23 protein-coding genes and 3 pseudogenes are annotated in these 22,536 nt (G+C 51.0%); 11 read left to right on the forward strand and 15 right to left on the reverse strand.

Annotation, left to right across the window (positions count from 1 at the left end):
* Positions 1-88: 88 nt before the first annotated feature.
* Positions 89-1,117: pseudogene (locus tag NQ559_RS13560) on the reverse strand (glycoside hydrolase family 97 catalytic domain-containing protein); the annotation flags it as partial.
* A 1-nt stretch (position 1,118) separates the two neighbouring features.
* On the opposite strand from NQ559_RS13560, the gene NQ559_RS13565 reads away from it, so the two are divergent.
* Entirely contained in the window at positions 1,119-1,481 is a 363-nt protein-coding gene (locus tag NQ559_RS13565; RefSeq protein WP_018697531.1) for a conjugal transfer protein TraO, read from the forward strand.
* Between the two features lie 18 nt (positions 1,482-1,499).
* Positions 1,500-1,955, forward strand: a complete 456-nt coding sequence (locus tag NQ559_RS13570) for a DUF4425 family protein (RefSeq protein WP_014776477.1) — start codon at positions 1,500-1,502, stop codon at positions 1,953-1,955.
* A 128-nt stretch (positions 1,956-2,083) separates the two neighbouring features.
* Here the strand turns inward: NQ559_RS13570 and NQ559_RS13575 are convergent, their stop codons facing one another.
* Entirely contained in the window at positions 2,084-3,145 is a 1,062-nt protein-coding gene (locus NQ559_RS13575; RefSeq protein WP_015545978.1) for a helix-turn-helix domain-containing protein, read from the reverse strand.
* A gap of 451 nt (positions 3,146-3,596) precedes the next feature.
* Between NQ559_RS13575 and NQ559_RS13580 the strand changes: the two genes are divergently transcribed.
* The 3 genes from NQ559_RS13580 (at position 3,597) to NQ559_RS13590 (ending at position 6,789) form a co-directional block, all read left to right on the forward strand.
* Positions 3,597-4,667: a DUF3575 domain-containing protein gene (locus NQ559_RS13580; RefSeq protein ID WP_248605654.1), complete on the forward strand. Its 1,071-nt coding sequence runs from the start codon at positions 3,597-3,599 to the stop codon at positions 4,665-4,667.
* A complete protein-coding gene (locus NQ559_RS13585) occupies positions 4,664-5,584 on the forward strand; it encodes a DUF5119 domain-containing protein (RefSeq protein ID WP_004328506.1) in 921 nt (306 codons plus the stop codon). The genes NQ559_RS13580 and NQ559_RS13585 overlap by 4 nt, the downstream gene beginning before the upstream one ends.
* A gap of 83 nt (positions 5,585-5,667) precedes the next feature.
* Positions 5,668-6,789 carry a fimbrillin family protein gene (locus NQ559_RS13590; protein ID WP_026314684.1) on the forward strand — a complete coding sequence of 374 codons (1,122 nt, stop codon included), beginning with the start codon at positions 5,668-5,670 and terminating at the stop codon, positions 6,787-6,789.
* 188 nt (positions 6,790-6,977) lie between these two features.
* Here the strand turns inward: NQ559_RS13590 and NQ559_RS13595 are convergent, their stop codons facing one another.
* Together NQ559_RS13595 and NQ559_RS13600 are read right to left on the reverse strand one after the other, a co-directional pair.
* Positions 6,978-7,235, reverse strand: coding sequence for a hypothetical protein (locus NQ559_RS13595; RefSeq protein WP_004328504.1), 258 nt, complete (start codon positions 7,233-7,235; stop codon positions 6,978-6,980).
* Positions 7,236-7,239: 4 nt separating this feature from the next.
* Positions 7,240-8,000, reverse strand: a pseudogene (locus NQ559_RS13600) (ParA family protein).
* A 287-nt stretch (positions 8,001-8,287) separates the two neighbouring features.
* Between NQ559_RS13600 and NQ559_RS13605 the strand changes: the two are divergent.
* Both NQ559_RS13605 and NQ559_RS16100 read left to right on the forward strand, forming a co-directional pair.
* On the forward strand, positions 8,288-8,617 hold the full coding sequence (locus NQ559_RS13605; protein ID WP_004327465.1) for a hypothetical protein: 330 nt from the start codon (positions 8,288-8,290) through the stop codon (positions 8,615-8,617).
* Between the two features lie 3 nt (positions 8,618-8,620).
* Positions 8,621-9,037 (forward strand): annotated as a pseudogene (locus NQ559_RS16100) (virulence RhuM family protein); the annotation flags it as partial.
* Here the strand turns inward: NQ559_RS16100 and NQ559_RS16105 are convergent.
* On the reverse strand, positions 8,993-9,382 hold the full coding sequence (locus NQ559_RS16105) for a plasmid mobilization protein (protein WP_014776481.1): 390 nt from the start codon (positions 9,380-9,382) through the stop codon (positions 8,993-8,995). The pseudogene NQ559_RS16100 and the gene NQ559_RS16105 overlap by 45 nt on opposite strands.
* A gap of 329 nt (positions 9,383-9,711) precedes the next feature.
* Positions 9,712-10,089 carry a DUF3408 domain-containing protein gene (locus NQ559_RS16110; RefSeq protein WP_004330044.1) on the reverse strand — a complete coding sequence of 126 codons (378 nt, stop codon included), beginning with the start codon at positions 10,087-10,089 and terminating at the stop codon, positions 9,712-9,714.
* 743 nt (positions 10,090-10,832) lie between these two features.
* Between NQ559_RS16110 and NQ559_RS13625 the strand changes: the two genes are divergently transcribed.
* Both NQ559_RS13625 and NQ559_RS13630 read left to right on the forward strand, forming a co-directional pair.
* The gene (locus NQ559_RS13625; RefSeq protein WP_004330047.1) at positions 10,833-11,144 is read left to right on the forward strand and encodes a helix-turn-helix domain-containing protein; all 312 of its coding nucleotides are present in this window, start codon (positions 10,833-10,835) and stop codon (positions 11,142-11,144) included.
* Positions 11,145-11,186: 42 nt separating this feature from the next.
* A complete protein-coding gene (locus NQ559_RS13630; RefSeq protein ID WP_004295308.1) occupies positions 11,187-11,510 on the forward strand; it encodes a helix-turn-helix domain-containing protein in 324 nt (107 codons plus the stop codon).
* Positions 11,511-12,031: 521 nt separating this feature from the next.
* On the opposite strand, the gene NQ559_RS13635 is transcribed toward NQ559_RS13630, so the two are convergent.
* The 4 genes from NQ559_RS13635 to NQ559_RS13655 all read right to left on the reverse strand — a co-directional run bounded on the left by NQ559_RS13635 (position 12,032) and on the right by NQ559_RS13655 (position 16,641).
* Positions 12,032-12,424, reverse strand: a complete 393-nt coding sequence (locus NQ559_RS13635; protein ID WP_004320820.1) for a hypothetical protein — start codon at positions 12,422-12,424, stop codon at positions 12,032-12,034.
* A gap of 38 nt (positions 12,425-12,462) precedes the next feature.
* On the reverse strand, positions 12,463-13,023 hold the full coding sequence (locus NQ559_RS13640) for a sigma-70 RNA polymerase sigma factor region 4 domain-containing protein (RefSeq protein ID WP_004330050.1): 561 nt from the start codon (positions 13,021-13,023) through the stop codon (positions 12,463-12,465).
* Positions 13,024-13,869: 846 nt separating this feature from the next.
* Complete coding sequence (locus tag NQ559_RS13650; protein ID WP_026318690.1) at positions 13,870-15,117, reverse strand: site-specific integrase; 1,248 nt, start codon at positions 15,115-15,117, stop codon at positions 13,870-13,872.
* A 231-nt stretch (positions 15,118-15,348) separates the two neighbouring features.
* On the reverse strand, positions 15,349-16,641 hold the full coding sequence (locus NQ559_RS13655) for an AbiH family protein (RefSeq protein ID WP_149875158.1): 1,293 nt from the start codon (positions 16,639-16,641) through the stop codon (positions 15,349-15,351).
* A gap of 209 nt (positions 16,642-16,850) precedes the next feature.
* On the opposite strand from NQ559_RS13655, the gene NQ559_RS13660 reads away from it, so the two are divergent.
* Both NQ559_RS13660 and NQ559_RS13665 read left to right on the forward strand, forming a co-directional pair.
* Positions 16,851-17,168, forward strand: a complete 318-nt coding sequence (locus NQ559_RS13660) for a DUF2958 domain-containing protein (RefSeq protein ID WP_009598209.1) — start codon at positions 16,851-16,853, stop codon at positions 17,166-17,168.
* A 69-nt stretch (positions 17,169-17,237) separates the two neighbouring features.
* On the forward strand, positions 17,238-17,627 hold the full coding sequence (locus NQ559_RS13665) for a hypothetical protein (protein WP_015546615.1): 390 nt from the start codon (positions 17,238-17,240) through the stop codon (positions 17,625-17,627).
* A 27-nt stretch (positions 17,628-17,654) separates the two neighbouring features.
* Here the strand turns inward: NQ559_RS13665 and NQ559_RS13670 are convergent, their stop codons facing one another.
* From NQ559_RS13670 to NQ559_RS13690, 5 genes are all read right to left on the reverse strand, one after another.
* On the reverse strand, positions 17,655-17,951 hold the full coding sequence (locus NQ559_RS13670) for a helix-turn-helix domain-containing protein (RefSeq protein WP_009598269.1): 297 nt from the start codon (positions 17,949-17,951) through the stop codon (positions 17,655-17,657).
* Position 17,952: 1 nt separating this feature from the next.
* Entirely contained in the window at positions 17,953-18,237 is a 285-nt protein-coding gene (locus NQ559_RS13675; RefSeq protein WP_018696786.1) for a helix-turn-helix domain-containing protein, read from the reverse strand.
* Positions 18,238-18,669: 432 nt separating this feature from the next.
* Positions 18,670-19,410 carry a hypothetical protein gene (locus NQ559_RS13680; protein WP_018697134.1) on the reverse strand — a complete coding sequence of 247 codons (741 nt, stop codon included), beginning with the start codon at positions 19,408-19,410 and terminating at the stop codon, positions 18,670-18,672.
* The gene (locus NQ559_RS13685; RefSeq protein ID WP_018697133.1) at positions 19,410-20,480 is read right to left on the reverse strand and encodes a hypothetical protein; all 1,071 of its coding nucleotides are present in this window, start codon (positions 20,478-20,480) and stop codon (positions 19,410-19,412) included. Before NQ559_RS13685 ends, NQ559_RS13680 begins: the two co-directional genes overlap by 1 nt.
* 3 nt (positions 20,481-20,483) lie before the next feature.
* Complete coding sequence (locus NQ559_RS13690) at positions 20,484-22,535, reverse strand: ATP-binding cassette domain-containing protein (RefSeq protein ID WP_018697132.1); 2,052 nt, start codon at positions 22,533-22,535, stop codon at positions 20,484-20,486.
* Position 22,536: the final 1 nt, after the last annotated feature.

Raw genomic sequence — 22,536 nt, forward strand, 5'->3', positions numbered from 1 at the left:
AAAAACGGGGTCTGATATGGATCAGATCCCGTTTCTCATTGTTCCCTGTCGGCTTTCCGTCGTGGCCTCCCCGTGCCACCGGCATCTTCTATTTCTCTGCCGGAATAAAAGTTATTGCCTGCCCGCCCCGTTCAGCCATCTCGATGCGTATGGTATCTCGTGCCGTCACCGCCCGCTTCCCGATCAGGTATGCCTCCGGATTGCGCCCCGCATCCGGAGCATCGGCATATATGGTCGCGGTATACGTCACTCCGGGTTCGAGGAAGTCGAGCTTCTGCACGAGCGTCCTTGCCTTCTCGTCCGTTCCTGCCCCGAGAAAGTGTCTGTCTTTGGCCCGTCTTGCAACGACGATATAGTCGCCGATCTCTCCCTGCAATGCCTTCGACCAGTCGCAGTCTGCGTCGAAGTCGCGGAAGAACCGGAATGCGGGATGCCCTTCGTAGTTCTCGATCAGGTCTGCGGCCATCTGCAGGGGCGAGTATATGATCACCCAGTTTGCTATCTGCCGTGCCAGCGTGGTCTTTATGCAGCATTCCGCGTTGGGCCCGTTCCACTCGATCCGTCCCTTGTCGGCCTTCGCTGTGGAATAGTCGATGTCGAAGATTCCCGGAGTGTAGTCCATCGGTCCGCTCAGCATCCTCACGAAGGGCAGCGTCGTGAGATACTCTGCCGAATTCCCTTCCGACCATGCGTTCCATTCCATGCCCCGCGCCCCTTCGCGTGTCATCATGTTGGGCCACGTGCGTCGTATCCCCGTCTCCTTTATCGGCTTGTGTACGTCGAGCATGATCCGGTATTTCGCCGCCGTTTCCACGACCCGCTGATAGTGCTGCACTCCATACTGCGAATGATGGAGGTAACCGCCTTTGAATCCCCCTGCATATCCCGTTTTGAGCGTGTGAACCCCCAGTTCGGCATACCTCCTCATCGCTGCTTCCAGGACGGCTTCGTACTCAGGAATATTTCCTCCCGTTTCATTGTGCATCCACAGTTGCACGCCCTTTTCACGGGCATAGGCGGCTATTCGCTCCAGATCGAAATCCGCATAGGGTTCGAGGTAGTCGAACTGCTGGTTTCCGCCCCAGTTCTCCCATCCTTTGTTCCAGCCCTCGAACAAGGTGTACAAGGCTTTCAAGGTGGGGGCAAACCTTAATTACCGGAATCTAAACCGGGATCTGGTAAAGGCAAACACCGTGACGGTCGGCCCGGAGTTGGCCTATTACGCCCTGAAAGGACGGAAATTCTCGCTCCTGGGGATCGCAGCCGGGACGATCGGCTACCAAAAAGCCAAGGCGAAAAGCGATCTTGTGTACCTGGCGAAAAGCAAGGCTTTCGTGTATGGATACGAGGTCGGGATAAGGCCGGAAATGTTGCTAAGCCCGAAAGTGGCTCTTTTTGCCGAATACAGGTTTGAAATGTTGTTTAACTCCATTCTCCGGAATAACAACCATGTCGGCCTGGGGTGCGTGATCTATTTATAAACTTAAATAATTGAAGGTATGAGAAAGTATTTGTATTTGTCGGCCGTATGCGTGTGCATGGCATTGTGTTTCGTCGGTTGCAGCAAGGACGACGACGAACCGGGAGGAAAAGGGGCGATGTATGAGGTAACGATCGAGCAGTCGGGAGATTTCCGCAGCTTCATTAAGTCGGTCGTGGTAGTCGCCAACGGTACGCGGTTGAAAGACGGGGCGACGGGGGAAAGCCTCGCAAGCCCGTTGATTCTAAGCGATGAAGAACTGGCCGTCGAAAAGGTGACGTTAACCACGACGGGAAAGGCGATCGAGTTCGCCGTTTCCGGTAGTGTCGTGGACGGGGAGGACGGTGTCGTGAACGAGCCGATGCAGTGGGTTGTGACCGTTTACAAGAACGGAAAGGAGATCGAGAAAAAGAGCCTTTCTTTCCGGGACGGGAAGGAGATCGGTATGGATGATCTTAATCTGTATTATAATTGACGTGACGACCTGAATGTCCCCCGGATGAATGTTCGGGGGATTTTTTTTCTTTTGGGCGTTCCCGTGGGACGGTCGGGCTTTACGTTTCAAGTCCTCGCCTAAAGGCTGTGGGCTTTACTCTGCAATCCCTAACGCATGGCTGAAAACTCCTCTTGCCGGTGGTGTTCTTCTTCATACAGCCTCATGCGTTCTTGTAATGCTTCTTTTAAATTGTCGCTTTTTTTCAGTCCGAGTTTGGCACGTATGTTCGCTCGTTGGCTGGTTATGTTTCCGCTACTCCGATGTAATAATTCGCATATTTGGCTGACGGTCTTGTCTTGCAGTATTAAACGGCAGATGTTTAATTCGGACGGGGATAAATTGGGATATATTCTCCTGATTGTATCAAGTTTACTTTTTTCCTTTTTCTGGTATGCGGCAAGGGCTGTAAAAAGATTTTCTTTGGATTGTTCCCCTATTATGTTTAACAGGGAGCTTGTCTTTTCTTCCGGGTTATTCTCGCTTAACAACTCGGCGAACGCGAATAGTTCTTCCTTTTTCATTTGGAGACGTTTCAAAAGCATTTCCTCTTCCTCTTTTAGCAAGTTGCTACTTTTTAGCAAGCTGCTGATATTACTGTGTAAGGATCTTCCTAATAAGGGGATCATGGTGTATATGATGATGATCAAAGGCAGATAACTGTATAGGAACGGTTCGTCGGTGATAAGTGTGCAGATTGTATAGGAAGCTATGGTAAGGGAGGACAATAGGATGGAGATATTACTCATATAGGCACAGATGGAAAGCATGGTAAATAAGAGAGAGATAGTAATGTTACTCATTATCAATGCTCTTTGATAACTATATTCATATCCGCTACATATTGAGCAATAAATTATTTCGATAAAAATCTCGATATGTATGGCTATCAGTATAATGGAAAAGGTCGTGGTCAGATTTACTCTCTTTTTAAAATAAGCGAGAGTGCACATAATGATAAACAGGAATAATACGCTGTTAATATAATAAAACTGTTCATTGGGAAATGGAACTGAATATATGTATATGGGTGCGCATAAGACCAGCATGAGCAGGGATAGATGAAAGACTCGTTTTTGTTGATACGTTATTATCATTTCTCTTTCTTTTTTGTCGTAAGTTTGAGTTTTTATTGAACTTAGAAAAGAGGCGGCTTTTGTGCTGAATATCATGTATTTTATTGTTTTAAGTGTTATTAAGTATGATGTTTCTTGCAAAGATAACTGTTTTTTTGTATGTTTAAGTACTTTTCTTTATGATGTTAAGTATTTTTAGTTGTTGTGTAAGCATGATTGGCTGCTGTGGTAAGTGTTGTAGTTGTTGTGTGGTTGTCTTTTTAAGTATTTATAAGTTTAAAATGTTTGTTTTTTGCTTTGGAAGCTGGTTTATAAGTGTGTATTTTTGCGGTCGAAATTCAAGGGGGTGTAAAAGCCTGGGTTTGGATTGTCATATTAACAAATGATTAAATGACGAAAAGAGGTTTTTATATTATGTGTATTGTTCGTGCTCGTGTTGAGTATAAGCGGAGAAATATCCGCTCAGGAGAAGCGTGATTCGGTAAGGATCTATTTTCATCAAGGAAAGGTAAATATAGATACATGTTTACTTGACAATGGGAACGAGATGGAGCGGTTTGCTAAAATCTGTTCCGCATTGAACGACTCCGTCCGTCTTATCAGGAAAATTCAAATAATAGGAGGAGCTTCCCCGGAAGGAGGGGGGCTGTTGAATGGAAGGCTGTCTGAAAAACGAGCAGAGGTTTTGTGGCGGTATATATCACCTTATATAAAGATTCCGGTATTGGAGAGGGATTTTCATTTTTCGGGAAGCGACTGGAACGGACTTATAACGATGGTGAGAGCGGATGTGAATGTTCCGGAGAGGGAGGATGTCCTTCGTTTGTTGGAGAAGATCGTCCGTTTGGAAAACCAGGACAGCCCTTATTTGGGGGGAGAACTGAAAAGACTGAAAGGGGGGAGGCCATACTCATATTTGTATAAATTCCATTTTCCGAAACTTCGTTCGTCGATGGTGAAAATATGCTATGATAGTGATCCGATAAATCCCGTCAGAGATACGGTATATATACATACACGTGATACGTTGTGCATCCGTGATACCGTTACCGTCATAGCTCCGGTAAAGAAACGGCCGTTTTGCATGGCGGTGAAAACAAACTTGCTTTATGACGCTGTTTTGATACCTGACATCGGGGTTGAGTTCTGTTTGGGGAAGAACTGGTCTGTGGCCGGGAATTGGATGTATGCCTGGTGGAAAAGTGATCGGAAGCATAATTATTGGCGTATCTATGGGGGAGATGTGGAGTTGCGCCGCTGGTTCGGTCGGAGAGCGGTGGAAAAACCGTTTTCCGGGCATCATGTCGGATTGTACGGGCAGATCGTCACCTATGATTTCGAATTGGGTGGGAAAGGTTACTTGGGGGATAAATGGAGTTACGGGGGAGGCGTGGCTTACGGCTACTCGTTACCTGTGGGACATCGGTTCAATGTGGATTTCACGTTGGGAATCGGCTACCTTGGAGGATCGTACAAGGAGTACATCCCTTTGGACGGTCACTATGTATGGCAGACCACTAAAAACCGCCGCTGGTTCGGCCCGACCAAGGCGGGTATCTCTTTGGTGTGGTTGATCGGCCGTGGCAACTACAACGAGAAGAAAGGAGGCAGGCAGTGATACGGATACGCTTTTGTCTGGTGTTCATATTTTTATGGATAGGACTGACGGCTTGTGAGCATAAGGATTTATGTTACGATCATCCGCACTTTGCCAAGGTGCGGGTAGTATTCGACTGGACCAAGATTTCCAATCATGACAAGCCTGAAGGCATGAGGGTCGTATTTTATCCGACCGACGATGAAAGCAACACGTGGATATTTGATTTCCCCGGAGGAGAGGATGGGGAAGTGGAGCTCCCCGAGAATGATTACCGGGTAATTTGCTTCAACTACGATACCGACGGGATGGTTTGGAAAGAAAACGGCAGTTACACGCTTTTTACTGCCGATACGCGTGATGTTCAGTCGCCGGATAACCGGACAATGGCTGTCACCCCACCCTGGCTGTGTGGCGACCATATAGACAGAGTTATCCTCAAGGACATTCCGGGAGGAAGCGCGGAGATAGTACGGCTAACTCCCGTAAACATGGTATGTCACTACACGTATGAGGTGAACGGTCTTCGGGGACTGGATAGGGTGGCGGATTTGCGGGCCGCTCTTTCCGGCATGTCCGGCTCGCTTAACATGTCCGGCGACAGTTTGCCCGCCGGTCTTTCGGAGAGCCTGCTCTTTGATGGAATGGTTTCACGGAATCAGATTATAGGCGGATTCTATACGTTTGGACATTCCGCACTTGAAGGAGAGCCCAATGTTTTCCGGCTGTATCTCAAGAACCGTTCCGGCAGCATGTCTGTATTGGAACAGGACGTGAGCGACCAAGTGCATGATGTCCCGGTAGCGGGGCATGTCGGTGATGTGCATCTGGTGTTGAATTTTGATTATGAGGTACCATCCGAGCCGGGAAGTGACGGTGCGGGATTTGATGTGGACGTTGATGATTGGGATGATGTGAATATGGATATAGTGTTGTAATACGAGTTTGTTAATTATTCCAATCAGCAGTTGAACTGCTGATTGGAATTAATTATATGTATCAATTTAAATTGTTTTTATTTATGAAAAAAAGTACAGTAATGCTTTGGGCAATCTTTGGAGCTCTACTCATGGGTTGCTCAGACGAGGAGATTGCGAATGTGGAAACCTCCTCACGGAATGCGATTGGTTTTAACGTGTTAAGTAATGCGGCGGAAACGAGGGCTATCCCTACTACCCCCGACAACTTGACGAGCACCGATTTCGACGTGTTCGCTTTTACGACGGATGGTACTGCCTTCATGGGAAAGGTAGACACGGATTTTGGACATGACGGAGTGAAGATCGTGTACAAAAATGGTAAGTGGGATTATGACGATGCGAACGACCTTCGTTATTGGCCTACCGAGGCTTTGGACTTTTACGCGTTCAATCCCGGAACGGTTAGTGAAGACATGATAGTGTTTTATAGTTGGGAAGCCACCAAGGATGTCCAAAAGATAAGTTATACCTGCATGGATGAGTATGGAAGCGGTACTACTCATGCAAACTACGACGTGATGTATGCCATGGCCAAAGGCCAGACAAAAGACATGAACAACGGAATAGTGAAATTTAATTTCAAACATATTCTGTCACAGGTCGTATTCAAAGCAAAGACCCAATACGATAACATGCAGGTGGACATCGACGTGATCAAGATTCATAATTTCAAATTTGCCGGCGCCTTCACATTGCCTGCGGCAGCCGATGGAACGGGAAGTTGGAGTTCGTCTGATTTAGCATTTCCACACGCATTTACCGTAGTGAAAAACGCAAACATCACGGTCAATAGCAATACCGAAGCTACCGATATTACCACAAATACTCCTATGCTGAATATACCACAGGAGCTGACTGCTTGGAAAGTTTCCGAAACAGCCACCAAAAGCAAGTTGGAGGCCGATAATGCGAAGCAATGTTATCTGGAGATCGCCTGCAAAATCCGGCAGTCCGGAGCTTATCTGTTGGGTTCAGCAAGCGAATACAAAACAATTTATGTTCCGTTCGGAGATACATGGGAACAGGGCAAGCGTCATATCTACACGTTGATTTTCGGTGGTGGTTATGATGATCAGGGAGAGGCTGTGTTGAATCCGATCCAGTTTGATGCAGAGACAACAGGCTGGGTTGATGCAGATAAAGACGTAAACGTCCAACCTTAATCCAAACGTTTATTAATATCGTACCCGTTGGCAGGTTAAACATACGCAAGATTAACCCTGCCAACGGGTTTTTTATAGGGAATCGCATTTTCAATATACTTTTTGATGTGTAGGGGTGCTTTTTGCGTACCTTTTTCCTGGAGAATTTCTTTTGTGGAGTGTTTGCCCTGTATATTCCCGATACGCTGTTATAGCAGGGAACTGTTTTTATCCAAGTAGTCAGATATAGCCTCTTGCAATACCGATTTTAGCGAATCGCCTTTGCGGATCGCGATCAGCTTTAAGTTCTGGTGATAGGTTTCGTCCATGACAAAATTACAATGCACGGTTTTCGCTTTCTTCGGCTTTTGAGCCTCTTTTTGCCCGGCCGTGGATTGGGTCAGGCTGTCTAATCCCCCGGTCAGCCCGGCCGACATACTGTTTTTTAAATCGTTCTTCTTTGCCATATGGTTACTTTATTTCTGTTAGCAGTTCGTTACATACCTTCTCGTAGTCCTCTGCCCCGGCAGATTTTGGGGCATAGTGAAAAATATCCTGCCCTTGTGTCGGGGCTTCGGCCAGCGTAATGGCGTTGCGTATATGGGTGCTGAACACTTTGCCCTGGAATGTTTCCTGTACCAGTTCCGAAACGCTCTTGTTCAGGTTCTTTCTTCCGTCGTACTGGGTTATCAGGACCCCGGCGATCGAAAGATCCGAGTTCAAACGTTGCTGCACCTTGTGGACGACCTGCATAAGTTTGGCCATTCCACGCATTGCCAGGAATTGAGCCTGAACCGGGATAATCAACCGATCCGAGGCCGTCAGTGCGTTAAGCGTGAGCAGCGACAGCGAGGGGGGGGGCAGTCGATCAGGATATAATCGAATTTTTCCTTTTGGCCCTTGATAAGGTGGGCTAAGATAAGTTCCCGCCCGGCCTCGTTGATTAACTCCGTTTCAACGGCCGAGAGATCCAGGCAGGAGGGAACGACGCTAAGACCGTCCTTATGCTCGTAGATCGGCAGGTCGTATTCGCCTTTCATCGCGCCGTAGATCGTTTGGGGAAGCTCCGCGGAGAAGCCCAGCGATTCGGTCAGGTTGGCCTGCCCGTCAAGGTCGATCAAAAGAACCTTGTACCCTTTTTGACGTAACGCGCCGCCCAGGTTGATCGTGGTTGTGGTCTTTCCTACTCCCCCCTTGTGATTCAATACGGAGATTACTTTTGCTTTGCTCATAAATTCAGTTTTTTAAATGGTTGTCATGTCCGCAAATATAGTTAAAATACTAATATACTAAAATACTAAAAGTAGTATTTCTCGTTTTTTGCGTGTTTTTTGTACCGATCGGGGAAGCGTACCGAAATAAATCCTGTTTCCGTCTTTCGGTACGTTTTGTTTCTGTACCGGAATTAATCAAAGATTAGAATAACCATAAATGTTTTTATACGTTAATCATACGTATGTATATATGTATATATTTGTTTTTGAGTATCTTTGTGTGCTATAAATAAAAAATAAAAGACATGAGCACTTATTCGTATAAAAATCCGAAGTTTATAAATTCCCCTAAAGGGGTGGTTGAAGTTGTAGAAGTGATTTATGACGGCAAAGATGATCCGGCCTATTCACTGGCTATTATTAAATGGGAAAATACCTATAAATTAGGTATTCGTTGGAACATCGCTTATAGTGAATGGGACGATTACCGCAAACAGAACGGGCAAGATGAATGTATAGGTAATCCACAGTCGAGAGGTATTCCCACCTGGTTTGTTTTGCCCGATGATATGATGTTTGGTGAGAAGTTCAGCGGTGCGATGCAGAGGCTTGATGAATTAAGAAAAGGTAAGTAAGCAATGGAACAGGGAGAAATCATATTATACCAGCCGGATGAAGCGGTCAAGTTGGAAGTGAGGTTGGAAGATGAAACCGTTTGGCTGACACAAGAACAAATAGCCGACTTGTTCGGGACTAAAAGGCCAGCTATTACCAAACATTTGAACAACATTTACAAAAGCGGCGAACTTGATATAGATAGCACATGTTCCATTTTGGAACATATGGGTAATGACGGCAAACAGAGATATACTACTAAATATTATAATCTTGATGCGATTCTGTCAATAGGATATCGGGTTAATAGCAAGAACGCAACCCTTTTTAGGAAATGGGCGAATAGTGTATTAAAGGATTATCTTTTAAAGGGGTATTCCATTAATAAACGTTTGTCAGAACTTGAAAGGACTGTCGCTCAACATACCGAGAAGATAGACCATGATCCGCTTCAGCTTTCCCAGCAGCCCGTCTATCAGCAGCCTTGTCCTGTAAAAGCCTGTCTGGTGCGAGAGCTTTGTCAGTTGGTTCAGATTGTTCGCCATTCCCGCCAGGCTGCGCAGCAGCGCATTCTCTTCAGGCGTATGCCTTGCCGTAACGGTGGCCGCCAGTGCCACCTCCCTGATATAGACCGCCAGACTCCGGCCGGACTTCCTTGCCCTGAATCTGAGAGCCTCGTAGCTGACGGGGGAGAACTTCACTGTCACTCCCTTGGTCAGCTTCCGCGTCCTGCCCAGTGCCGGACGGCCGCGTTTTTTCTTCATCTCATTCATATCCTTTGTCATATGTTTTTTCTTTTTCGTCCGTACTTCTTTCATTCCAAAATCTGCGACCGGCGGGAGTGGATTTACCCTCCCTGCAACCGCCGGGCGCTGGGGAGCAAGGGTTTTCGGGAATCCGGAAACATAACCTTGCTATTACTATTACAGAATCCACCCTTCAAAACAACAGGAAATATTAATATCAATGGTTTCAGATAACCGTTTCCATTCCTGGTCCGGAAGGTGGCAATGAAAGTATATCCGCCGGAGGTGTACATATATTTTCTACAGTCATCCGTTCCGGCTGATATACGACCGGCAGTCATTCACACGGTCTGACAGTCACCGGTACTCTAAAGTTTCCTCCAGCGTTCGATGTCTTGCCGGTAGGTTTCAAGATGCCGTCTTGCCAGATTCTCCAGCAGCCCGGATACGCTCATTCCCCGGCAGCCCAGTCTCAGGACGATCATGTCCAGGGCACTACGAGTTTCCTCACTGATGAACACGGCTTTAGGTCCCTTGATTTTAGGGGGAATGAGATAAGTTTCCCGATACTTTTCCAAAGCCGGGCGCTTCGGTGCCTTCTCCGGCTTTGCCGGCTGTGGGCAGGTTCCGTCAAGTATCTCCCTGAGGGTACTTCCCAACTTCTCACACAGGACGGCCATACGGTGCGTATGTCCTTCCGCCATCGTTTTTCCCACAAGGGGCATGTCTTCTTTTCCTTCTTTCATAGAAACTTGGATTTACGTTGATACGATGGTTTCCCATATACCGGGAAACCGATTGTCGCCGGCAAATAAAACGATAAAAAACAGACGGATCGACACTTAGGGTTCTGTTGGCGTATTCTTCTGTATCATTCTCTGCTTCAGGGTGTACGGACGGTGAGAACTTCATTATTATACGCATCGGAAGCAGGGCATGAACTTTACGGATGCAGTTGCAATCACTAAAGACCGATTGCAACCATTAATGATTATAACCGGTCATTAATGGTTGGTTATAATTATTAATGGCCGGTTACAAACACTGATGCCCGCATCAGTGTTTGTCCGGCAGGCATCTTTCAGTCCGGATATGGAAGAACATCCTGATAACCGGCCTCTTTACCGGGATGGGACAAAACTGATGGACATCCGTCATGTTCATAAGCGTCTCCACGATAACATTTGGCGCATCTTTCTATTGTATAAATCAATAAAAGTACATCTTATGAAAAAGAAAGATCGCTTCGATTCCAATTGAATATCTATTCCGGACATCTGATGACATATAATGACATCTGATGAAGGGCCGGAACCATATCCGGGAACAATCATTTACTTTGCGGATGAAACAGGCACGCATATGGTGTCAAAGGTAGTCATCCTGTCTTGAAATTCAGGATGTTCCGCTGGGATTCACTAAATTGCGGCACGGAATCCGGATCCGAAGAGAGAATGAAACAGATGTCAAACCTGAAATTACAGTGATTATGGAAATAGTGAACATTGAGGCAAGAACCTTCGAGGCGATGCTCTCGGCCTTCCGGACGTTCGCGGACCGGCTGGACACCCTCTGCCGGCTGTACGGCGACATAGAGGAGAAGAAATGGCTGGACAACCAGGAGGTGTGCCTGCTGCTGAAGGTCAGCCCGAGAACCCTGCAGACCCTCCGTGACAACGGCACGCTGGCATACACACAGATCTGTCACAAGACTTATTACAAGCCCGGGGACGTGGAAAGTATCATCCGGATAGTGGAGGAGCGCCGCAAGCGGGCTGAAAGTATGGGAAGGTCGATCTGAAAGGCCATGAAAAACGAATGTCGAACAAAAAAAGATCAAGTCATGATGAATACCGATAACCGTCTGCTCACCCGTGAGAGCAGCGAGCATATAAGAGAGTTCTTCTCTACCGTCGAGCGTCTCTCCGTTTCCATGGAGCGTCTCTTTGCCGGCAGGTCACCGGCGATGGCGGGCGAGAACTTCTATACGGACCGCGAACTGGCTGAAAAGCTGAAAGTGAGCCGCCGCAGCCTGCAACAGTACCGGGACAGCGGTCTGCTTGCCTTCACCCGGCTAGGCGGCAAGATACTGTACCGTTCTTCCGACATCGAGAAGCTGCTTGACGGCTGCTACAGGGAGGCGAGAACCAGACCGGAGGAACTTTAGAAAAGTTCCGTACGGGATCGTGAATGAAGGGGCGGGCGGTTGTCATACCGGCCGTCCCTTCGTTTTCTTTCCACCGGATGAACGACTTTAATTTGCTCATAAAGTATTTATACACAGAGTGTTTTCTTTATAAATTATGATCCGGTGACGACATTGGCATAACATGGCGGGACATGGAAACATTTTTCCGGTATGGCAATAAGATACGGGGATTCCATTATAAAAAAAGACCCTTATTTTATTATGTCATTATGTTATTCTGAAATTGGGGCGGGCTGCCCGTGTATCGGTGGAACGGTCCGTTCCTGTAATGGCGGCACATCCCGTACTGATATCATTATCCGCCGGCAATGTTGTTTCCCGGTCTTGCCGGAGTGACCTTATGCCGGCCGGTGACAACCGCATGTCCGTGTGTAAACATGGCGGCGCATAAAAACAGGCACACCCTCCGGGCTCCTGTCCCGTCGGATGCGCCTGTCTCCATCATGTCATATACAGCCGGACTACTCCGGCCCATGCCTCTATCTGAGTATCGGATTCGAGAGCAGTATCTTGTAATAGGCCACCCCGCCAATCTCTACCGGCATCCTCGCCATCATGAACTGCACGCTCTTCCTCTCCACCTTCGCCTGCCGCATGAGCCTCTGCACGATAAACCCGGCCGAGAACCTTGCGCATCTTTTATCCTTCCAGACGATGAACCCCTCGCTGTCGTCGGCCCGGCAGATATACCAGTCACCCGTCTCGTCATCGTGGGCGAAGTTCACCCGTCCACCGCCGAGGATTCCCAATTCGATTGACATCGTCTTTGACAGATAGACGGTTCCCCTGCTGTCAAGGTTGATGGTCCGCTTTCCCTTGTATGTGACTTCCTGCGGACGGGAGTTTTCCCTGTTGTATACTATCAGTGCCATAATTGTCTTTCTTTTATCGGTTGAACTGTTTTCGTTTTTCAATACATGAAGCTTTCCACCGCCAGCATCCGGCTTCTCCATGCGAAACCGCTGTGGGTACGTACCGCGTCCACTATCCTGCATACTTTCTGCGATATGGCCGATGCCGAGATACCCATGCATTCCGCCAGTGCCTTGAACGAGAACTGCGCCTCATAGAACCTGAGCATGAACATCCGGTATTCCTCGTAGGAGAACTTCTGCCTTACGAAACGCAGTATGTCCTTAACCAGCCTCTCGCACCCGTTCAGGTCGTCCTCGGAAAGGAATTTTGCCTCCTCGCCACATCGGAGGAAGAAATCATCTTCAGGGTGTGCATACCGGTTCTCCCTTTTAATCTTTACCAGGGCCGCCTTTTTGTAGCATCCGATGAAATACGCGTCATAGTCCGTTATGTCCTTTCCGGGAACCAGCACCTGCCTTCTTACGAAAAGGTAGGTGTCATGGAAATTGTCCTCGTCCAGCATTCCGTACCGGCGTAACGTCCCTCTCAACCTGTCATAGGATTTTGTGAACCACTCGTTGAACAGTCTTTCCTTTTCTGCGCTCTTGTCTGCCATAGCCTTATGTTTTTTTTGAGTCGTACATTTGTACGTTATACATGGCCTACACGGGTAGGCATTCTTATTTCTTGTGCTTCCTCCAGTTTGTTTTTCGGCGGTCTCCGGCAAGGCTTGCCGTGAAAAAATACGCTCACGCGAAGCGTGAGGAAGATTTTTTCACGAGCAACCAGCCCGCAGGGCCGCCTTGCGGGACCGGCCTGAAAAACAACTATTTTTGCCGCAAGAAATGAGGATGACAGATTACTTCCTTCTATCTATTGTCTGTCCGGTGAGAATTTAGATTCCATGCAGCTTTTCTGTCTTCGGTATGTTTGGAGAAATATTCAAGGATATGAAATGAGAACGGCAATACGTGATGTTGCGGAAGGAATGGATATGGGATTGGAAACAGGAAGCGTGCCCGGGTTTTCATGCAGTTTATACGGCGGTGTTGATTTTGAGGAGGATTACAGGGAAGTGACAGGATGGTCGGCTGTCGGAAAAGAAGCAATACCGGCGGACGTGGATATGGGCAAAACCACCCGTACATGCAATGCAGAGGGAGCAGGAGAGCCTTCACCACAGCCGGAGCCCCTTTTCATGCCGTATCCCGACATGAAAAGGGGCTCCTGGACAATTCTTTTCCTTTTTCCTTGTCGCACATGCACTACGTCGGTCGCAGTTTTCGCCTTCTGAATCAATTTTCCCGTCCGTCACCCGCGCATTCGAAGCGTTTTTCCGGCAGAAAATTTCACCGTACGGAAATTTTCTGCCGGAAACCGGAGGGAAAACGCGCAGATCCGCGGGGACGGCGGAACTTTGATGAAGAAGGGGAAAAATCACTCGTCCCGTAAATGCCTTCCCTCAGATGGCATCGCATATCTCCTTCTCCATCTTTTCCAGCTTATGGGACAGGACTTCCATGTCGCTGCTGATCTTCTGGTTGGTTATCCGGGCATATATCTGGGTGGTTTTCAAATCCGTATGACCCAAAAGACGGCTTACGGTCTCGATGGGCACACCGTGCGAGAGCAGCACGGTGGTGGCGTTCGTATGCCGGGCAACATGGTAGGTCAGCCGTATCTTGAAACCGCACTGCCTACCAAGTTCCTTCAATATGACGTTGCATCTGCTGCTGCTCGGTACCGGAAATACATGATCGTCCTTGGACAGCCCCTTGTACTTCTCTATGATGCGCCTGGGAACGTCCAGCAGGCGGATGTTGGACTCGGTGTTCGTCTTCCGCCGGCGGGTGATGATCCAGAGGTTGCCGTCGAAGAAGGTCTGGAGCCGGTCAGTCGTCAGCGCCTTCACGTCTGCGTATGCCAGTCCGGTAAACACCGAGAAGATGAAGAGGTCACGTACCAGTTCGCAGGTCCCGCTTTTCACCGGGACCTCCATCAGCGTCTGTATCTCACTCTCCGTCAGGTAGCCCCGGTCAACGCTCTCGAAGGAGTTGATGTACCCGGCGAAGGGATTGAAGGGAAGTGCACCGCTGTTGCGGGCGATGGAGATGATGTGCTTGAGCCCGATCATGTAACCCCATACGGTATTGGTGCGGCATTTCTTCTCCGTACGCAGAAAATACTCGAAGTTGTTGATGAAGGTCAGGTTGAGTTCCTTCAGGGGGATGTCGTCACGTCGGTACACTTTCGGGACGAACTCGCACAGGTGCTTGTATATGGTACGGTAGCGGTTGTATGTCCCCTGTACGCGGCTGTGTCCCACTTTCTTGATGAACTCCTCGTTGTGCTGTTCGAAGAGTTTCAGCAAAGTCTCCCGTTTCACGCCCAGTCCGAGGTAGACATCCCTCAGCCTGGCAGCAGTGACATAGCCGTCGGACTGCATCAGTTCCTGGTAACGACGGTTCACGTCCACACGTATCCGGTCAACCGCCGCATTGATTTTCTGTGCCTCGACGCTCTTGCCGGTGGCACGTGCCGTTTTCACGTCCCAAAGTTTCGGGGGTACGTCCAGCTTGCAGCTGAACTGCTTGATTTCGCCGTCCACCGTAAGACGGCACATCAGGGGGAGATAGCCGTTGGCTCTCTCGCTGCCCTTCTTCACGTAGAAGAGGATTTTGAAAGTCGATCTGCTCATACTCGTTTTCATACTTTTTTGATTGTTACAAAGTTAATATCAAGCGAGTTGTCTCCAAGTATGAAAAATTGTGCAAATTACTGAAATATAACCTGTTGTACCGTTTCTTGTTCCTATTATATCAGTAACGATATGGGAACTGAAGTCTTTCGCAACTTTTATCGAACCTCCTTTTTCAGCTTATGCAGTATTATGAGCTAAACACCTAACTGATTAGTGGACTGCATTTTTGCTGTATTATCATTAACCTTGCCTTTTTCTTTTACGTTTATTTACGATACGGTCGCGCATCAACTGCATGGAGTTGAAATTACGCGAAATATTCTGGATGATCTCGATATAATTATCGCTATGACCTCCTTCTTCGTCAGTCCATTCGTAATAATAAGGTTTTATCGATACACAATTTTTATGCTCGAATAAAGTATTGAGCAATGTGCGGTCCGAATTGCCGCACGAATGCCCCATGATATAGATCTGATAGGGACCGGTGTCAATAAACTGAAGTAATTGACGGTAATTGTCCGTTTCCAGATAACGGATAGATTTGATATTGGTTAGGTAGCTATTATCATTCAGATTCGAAATAGTCTTATAATCCTCGTCCAGTTCGTCCCCATAACCGAAAATAACAGGATTCTGCTCATTATCCAATTCTCCGTGAATATGATTTACGGGAATGTCTGAATTTGCTGGAAGATATAAGTCGGCAGTCTTCGTATAGTTGAAGTTCAATAATAGGGTTCTCTCCGGATATGCAAATTCGTCGCAAACTGCACCATTGCCGTTTTTAATTTCTTCAATGAATTTGGACTTCAGCCCTTCATTTTCCCAGTTTGTTACGAGGTTTGATGCTATTGCAGCGAAACTCTCATCCGCCTTGGTTTCTTCGCCTGTCGATTCAATCCTGTTTTTCTCGGCCCACTTGTTCACGATATATTCCAGAAATTGCTTTTGAGCACTCACGGCGACATCACGAAAGTTAAATGGCTCATGAATAATTTGTTCAATATCCGGATTCCTTAACTCTGATTTGATATAATGCTTTTGAACAGATTTTAGATAGCCCGTCAAAGCCCCCTTTATCAATTCCAGTTCTTCATTGAGTTGAATGGGATCTCCATACTTACAAGACTTGTCCTTGAAAACTTTTTTGAGCAGTGAATAGTATTCTCCCTCGATATCTACCCATTTTTTTGATTCGACGGCTTTATTTATTGTTTCGAAGAACTTACTTTCATAAATTAAATGATCACTGACGAAATGATCATATTGTTCTGCTGGTGTTATTTCTCCCAAATTTCGTATAAACCGAAACGTATTATCTTGCAACATCCAGCGAAACTGTTCCAGGGTTTTCCTATCCTCCGGATCAGAAATATTGACAGAACATAGACCATCATATCGCTCATATTCACCCTCCAGCAATCCTAATTTCAAAGTGATATTGTATCCACGAATAAAATCCGCATAACTCGTCGGCAGTCCGTGCGCCAGATCGAAGCCGTTACCGATTAATATGATCCGATTCATCATCTGCTTGTCATTTAGAGTAGTCCATAACAAAGATAACCATTTATCCTGCTGTGAACAAGGATTGTAAATGATTTTTTCTTACGCCGACCCGTCCAGCAAGATAGCCGCTGCGGACGACACGCCAAGGTCTTCGCCTTGTCTTTGTCGCATGCAGCGGCTATTCGTCTCTTGCTGTCCGGGCGTTCCGGACAGTCAAAATATTATTTCTTATGAAACTGCTCACGAAAGAAATTATCTCGAAATTCGAGAAACACCCTTTCCACTCACAGGATGGAAAAGGAATGGATGCCGAAGTCCTCGTCAAATATTTCAACCCCTGCGGTACGGGGACATGGCTCATTACCGAAGCCGAACGTGAAGGCGACGACTGGCGCCTGTTCGGTTATTGCCATATCTACGAATGGGAGTGGGGCTACCTAATGCTCTCCGAGCTGGCATCTCTTCGTCTGCCGTTCGGACTTACCATCGAACGCGACATTTACACGGCCAGGAAATACGTCCGGGATTTTCTGCCGCAGGATGAATGACGGCAAAGGCCTCGGAATTTTACTGCCCCTTGCCGACAACAGAATCATTACACAAAAAGAACTATAAATATGGCCACATTCGAAGAAAAAGCCGAACGGTTGAAGAAAGAGTTGGAGGAAGCTACAAACGACGACCAACGTCGAAATCTGTCCCGCGAATACGAACTTACCTTGCGTCTGCTGCGCATCATCCGCGGAGAGGTCTTTACGCTCGACGACATCAATAAATGCCGCATGGAGATCATGCGACTATATCCCGGATACGATCGTCCCATAACGGCCGAATCGGGAATCCTGCTGGCTGCGGAGGCAATCCGCAAGTCCTTCGGAAAGAAATACTATCTTCCGCTTTACAAATATCCGATCCTCATTGATTTCGGGACACCGGATGGGCAGATATGCGTGATCCATCCGAGCAACTATATCAGTTATACGTCCAAAAAAGGAGGGGAAGAGTGATTTGATCTTCCCCTTATACAGGCTACATCAGCGCTGCGCTTTCATATAATGCTGTTCCAGCAGTTTATAAAGCGAGGACTGTGGATAAAGAATCTTTCCACCAAGAGTAGTATAAGGGATTTGGCGGTTGTCCCGGTAATTCTGCAAGGAGCGTTTCGAGATGCTGAAGATGCTGCAAATCTCCTCACTGGTCAGGTACAGTTCATTTCCGATGGTCGGGCGGTGCGTGTCGATCAGAATATCGACAGCCCGGATGGCTTTGACGATGTCGCGGTACAGTTCCTTGAACGCGGCGCTGTCGCGGGTGATGATCTCTTCGGGCATGCTACAGGCTTTTTATCAGATTCTTTTCCAGGAGATGCCGGATGTCGTCGTCCCGGAACAGTACTTTATTCCCTAATGCTGTATAAGGGATAATGCCGGCGGAGCGGTAGTATTGCAAGGCCCGCTTGGTGATGCTCAAGGCCTTGCAGACCTCCTCGGCCGTAAGCCACCGGACAGTTGTCGGTTGGGCGGAGAGGGAATGGAGCGCAGACACTCGCTCCAGAAGACGTTGAAGGTGCGCCTGCAACTCTTTATAGGCGCTCGTTTCCATAAGGACGCAATCCATAATGCTGAGGGTTTAGGTGATTTCTGCGTTAAGGATGTGCAAGATAATCCAAGCCTTCAGAAAACGATTCCTATGTCCGCTCCAGACCGTTCCAGTCCGCTCAAAGGAAAAAATGATCGACGGTGACGCTGATGTCCGCCATAAATCGGCAAATGGAGTAATAAAAATCATATTTGCTTTTTTTATCAGATATTTCGTATATTTGTATAGAGTTGTTTGACAGGATGAACCTCGATGTAAGTTTATTCGAGACTTGCGTTTCTAAATCATTACCTCATAAAAAAGCAATGCCGTAACTCATTCAGTTACAGCATTGCTTTGTAAATCCCCGGAAACTTTGTCGGGTTTCGGCCTTCTTTTTATCGGCGGCCGTAATCTTTTTTCAGGCTGCCGTTTTCAGGCTGCCGCATTTATCAACCGGCCGGATTCCGGTTACCGGATTCCGAGCCGCCACATGACCCGGAGGACGAAACGCCGCACGCCCTGGGGGAGTGCCAGCCACCTGTGCGACCGCCGTTTCCAGCGGCGGGAGCAGGTGCGGACGATGCGTCCCGACGGCAGGATGACAGCCGTCATCACGGCGACGATATCCTCGTCGAGGCAATGCTCCTTCGTGCGGTAATTACCGTCCCCGGACAGGGTGAAACGGAGCGTCCCCGCGGCGGAATCCCTCTCTGCGGGGTTTTCCGCGGATGCCGCAGGGGACGGGGCATTCCCTGCGGCTGGTGCGCATACGGGGTTCCCTTCGCAGCGGACGCCTGTTTCGATCCCGACGATGCGGTGCAGGATATGGCGCCCTTCGCAGCGGAACAAGACGACGTCGCCCGGCCGCAGGGCGCCGATGCCGCTCGGCGGCGAAGCCGGATGGCGGGTGCCGCAGGCGGGTGTGTGCAGGTCGGGTGCCGTGCCGGGGGTGTCGCCGGAAAATCGGGTCTGGCGGGCGGTGCTGGCATTGCCGTCGGCGGCGCAGGTTTCGGGGACGGGATCCGCCGATGCCCCGGCTGCCGGGACAGGTGCCGGGGCATATTTCGCAATCGGGGTCAGTACGGCGATGTCCCGTTCGTTGCGCAGCAGCGGCCGCATACTGTGCCCTTTCATGCGGATTTGGACTTCGTGTCCTTCGGCGAGCATCGCTTCGACCTGTTCGAAGAAAAGGCGGTTGGTCAGCAGCATCAGCGGAGGGTGTTTGGGGCGTCGTCACCGAATACCGTGCGGCAGGAGAGACGGGCTGCCGCGGCATCGGGTAGGCATTCGAGGTGGTAGACGGGGACTTGCGCCACGATTTGGGATACGAGGCGGCAGATGGCGTCTTCCAGCCGCTCGTCGTGTGCGAACGACGGCGGGCACGAAGGCAGCAGCGCCCCGATGGCTTCGATGGGACGCAGGCGACGGATGCGGTTCTGCGGTGCCTGCGAAAGCCGCACGATGCCCGCTATCGGATTGCTCACGTTGCGGTAACACGGGGTTTTGCCGCTCCACGGCGACCCGCAGGCGAGAACGCCTTGCAGGGCGGGAATCGTGTCTGCCGCGGGAGCACTTGCCGCTTCGGCAGCCCTTTCCGGGGCGATCCGGATGATCGGGCTGTCGTCGTTGAGCAGGCGTGCCCCGGGGATATGCTCGCGCCACAGGCGCGTGTGGGTGCTCTTTCCCGTGCCCGATTCGCCGAGGAAGAGTACGGCGCGCCCGTCCAGGCTGATCACCGACGAGTGTACGGCTACCGCCCGGCGTTCCAGCGCGGCGATGTTGAACATCGTCCACAGCCCGAAGCGGAACAGCGCCGGATTGTGCTCCGGGGTGATGTCGCTCGTGGCGTCGGGGCTGCCGAAGGCTTTGTGGAACCGTGCCGGGGCGCTGCCGTCGCGGGGTGTCATGGTAAGCAGGTAGCCCTCCGTGTCGCGGCCGAAACGGCAGTCGGCATCGGCGTCGGTGAAGTCGAATGCGTCGAGTTCGCAATAGCCGGCCGTGTCGCCGGCGAGCAGTCCCGTGCGCAGGATGAGGTCTGGTTGTGCCGTGCCCGCCGGGGATGTCGCAGGGCGGGGTGCACTCCTTTCCGTCCCCGGTGTTTCCGACGGGGAGGGCGCTGCGGTTGTCGCCGTTCCGGGCACGGGGCCCGCCATACGGTTGCTGCCGGCGTCCGTTTCCGTTTTGTTTCCGGCCGCGAACGGTGCCAGCGCCATGCCGAAGGCGCCTGTCGTGAACCGGTGCGGGATGTCGATGCGTATGCCGGCTATGAGGTATTCCATGTTTTATTCTCCTATCGTTATGATCCTGTTACAGTATTCGAGCGAGCTTTCGCGGTGGGCGATGACGACCAGTGTCAGCCCGGCATCCCGTGCCGCGAGCCCGGCGATCGAGCGGTTGATCTCCTCTTCGGTGCGGCTGTCGAGCGCCGAGGTCGCCTCGTCGAAGAAAAGCACGTCGGCCTGCCGGTAGAGCGCACGGGCTATGCCGATGCGCTGGCGCTGTCCGCCCGAGAGGCGGCAGCCGCACTCCCCGACGTGGGTGTCGATCCCTTTCGCCAGCCCGGCGACCAGCTCCCCGAGCTGTGCCGCGCGGAGCGCCTGCATGACCCGCTCCCGGTCGACCTCCCCGGCGGGGATGCCCAGCGCGACGTTGGCCGCGAAGCTGCCGTCGGCGATGAAGAGGCTCTGCGAGACGTACCCGATGCGGTTCTGCCATGCCCGGCGGTTGGCCGCCGTAAGCGGCGTGCCGTCGATGACGATTTCACCCCCGGTCGGCTCGTACAGTCCCAGCAGCAGGTTGAAGAGCGTCGTTTTCCCGGCGCCCGAGGCTCCGCGGATACCGATGCGCTCGCCCTTGCGGATCGTCAGCGAAAGGCCGTGGAAAAGCTCGCGCCCGCCGTCCGCGAAGCGGAACCTAAGGTCGCGCACGGCGATCTCGCGGTTGAAGGGCAGTTTTTCGGGGGTGCGGATACTATCGGCGGCGGGGTTCCCGGGAGTGCCGGGATTGCAGGGAGTGCCGGAATTGCCGGCGGCAACGGTTGCGGCGGGTGTGCTGTGCGGGCCGGGAGTGGCGGATGGGGCGGGCGTCTCCCGGCACTCTGCGGTATCGCTCCGTCCGGGGAAAGTGTGCTGTTCCGGGGTGCTGTGCTGTTCAGGGGTGTCGCTCCGTCCGGGGATATTATGTCGTTCCGGGGTGTTGTGCTGTCCCGGGGCATTTGTCGAGGTGCCGGGAACTGGGCTTGCCTCCGGGGTTTTCCCGCAGGCCGGGGCGGTGTCCGCGGAGTCCCGGGTGCTCCGGGTAGCCGCTTTCCCCGGATTCGGGGTAGCCGGCGCCAGGGGGCAGTCCGCAGCGGCGTCGCGCAGGATGCCAATCGTGTAGCGGTTGTATTTGATGGCCGTCCAGCCGGTCATGATGTTGCGCACCGAGGGCATCAGGCGCAGTGCGGCCACGGCGAATACGCCGAACAGCATTTGCGCCCGCCCGTCGCCGTCGCCGAGGCTCAGTGCCACGAGCAGGGCCATGCCCACGGCCAGCCCGACCTCGGTGAAGGTCTGGGGCAGCAGCCCGATCGCCGTTTCGCGCAGGCGCGTGCGGATCACCTGATCCATCGCCCGGTCGAACTGGCGGAGCATCATCGGGAAGGCATTGTTGATCTCGATGTCGGCATAGCCGCGGAAGGTCTCGGCCACGAGCCGCGCCTTTTCGCGCTGCGCCTTGTTTTCCAGTTCCCCGTAGCGGTTGATGCGGTTGCGCACCAGTCCGTAATAGAGCCAGATCGAGGGCAGGAAGACCGCCAGGGCGAGCAGTGCCGCGAGGGGCGTGTACCACATCAGCGCCCCGAACAGCAGCACGAGCAGCATCGCCTCGGCGGCGATGGCGGCGGCGGGTTTGAGCACGCCCGCCGCGAAGGCCAGGCAGACGACGTTGACGTTGCGGGCCAGTACGGCCGAGTTCGACGCCTTGACGAACGGCAGCCCCCGGTCGTGGTAGGTGACGAGCAGCCGCCGCGAGAGCGTGCGGTAGAGTGCGAAGATATAATTGCGTTCGACGCGGGCGAGCCACAGCCCGAGCAGGCTCTTCAGGACGATCACGCCCACCACGGCCGCGCAGACCGCCAGCGCGAAACTGCGCTGTGAGGCGAAGCCCAGCCCGTCGTAGGCGCGTGCCAGCATCCCGCCGCCCTCGAGGCTGCCGGGGTCGAGCACCAGCGCCAGCACGGGCAGCAGCATGGCCAGCCCGAGGAAATTCAGCCCTGCGCGCAGCAGGAGCGTGCAGGCGACCCACACCCCCCGGCGGCGGAACGCACGCGGTATGATGCCGATGGTTTCGTTCATC

It is taken from the genome of Alistipes onderdonkii (assembly GCF_025145285.1).
In the GTDB taxonomy this organism is placed as follows: domain Bacteria; phylum Bacteroidota; class Bacteroidia; order Bacteroidales; family Rikenellaceae; genus Alistipes; species Alistipes onderdonkii.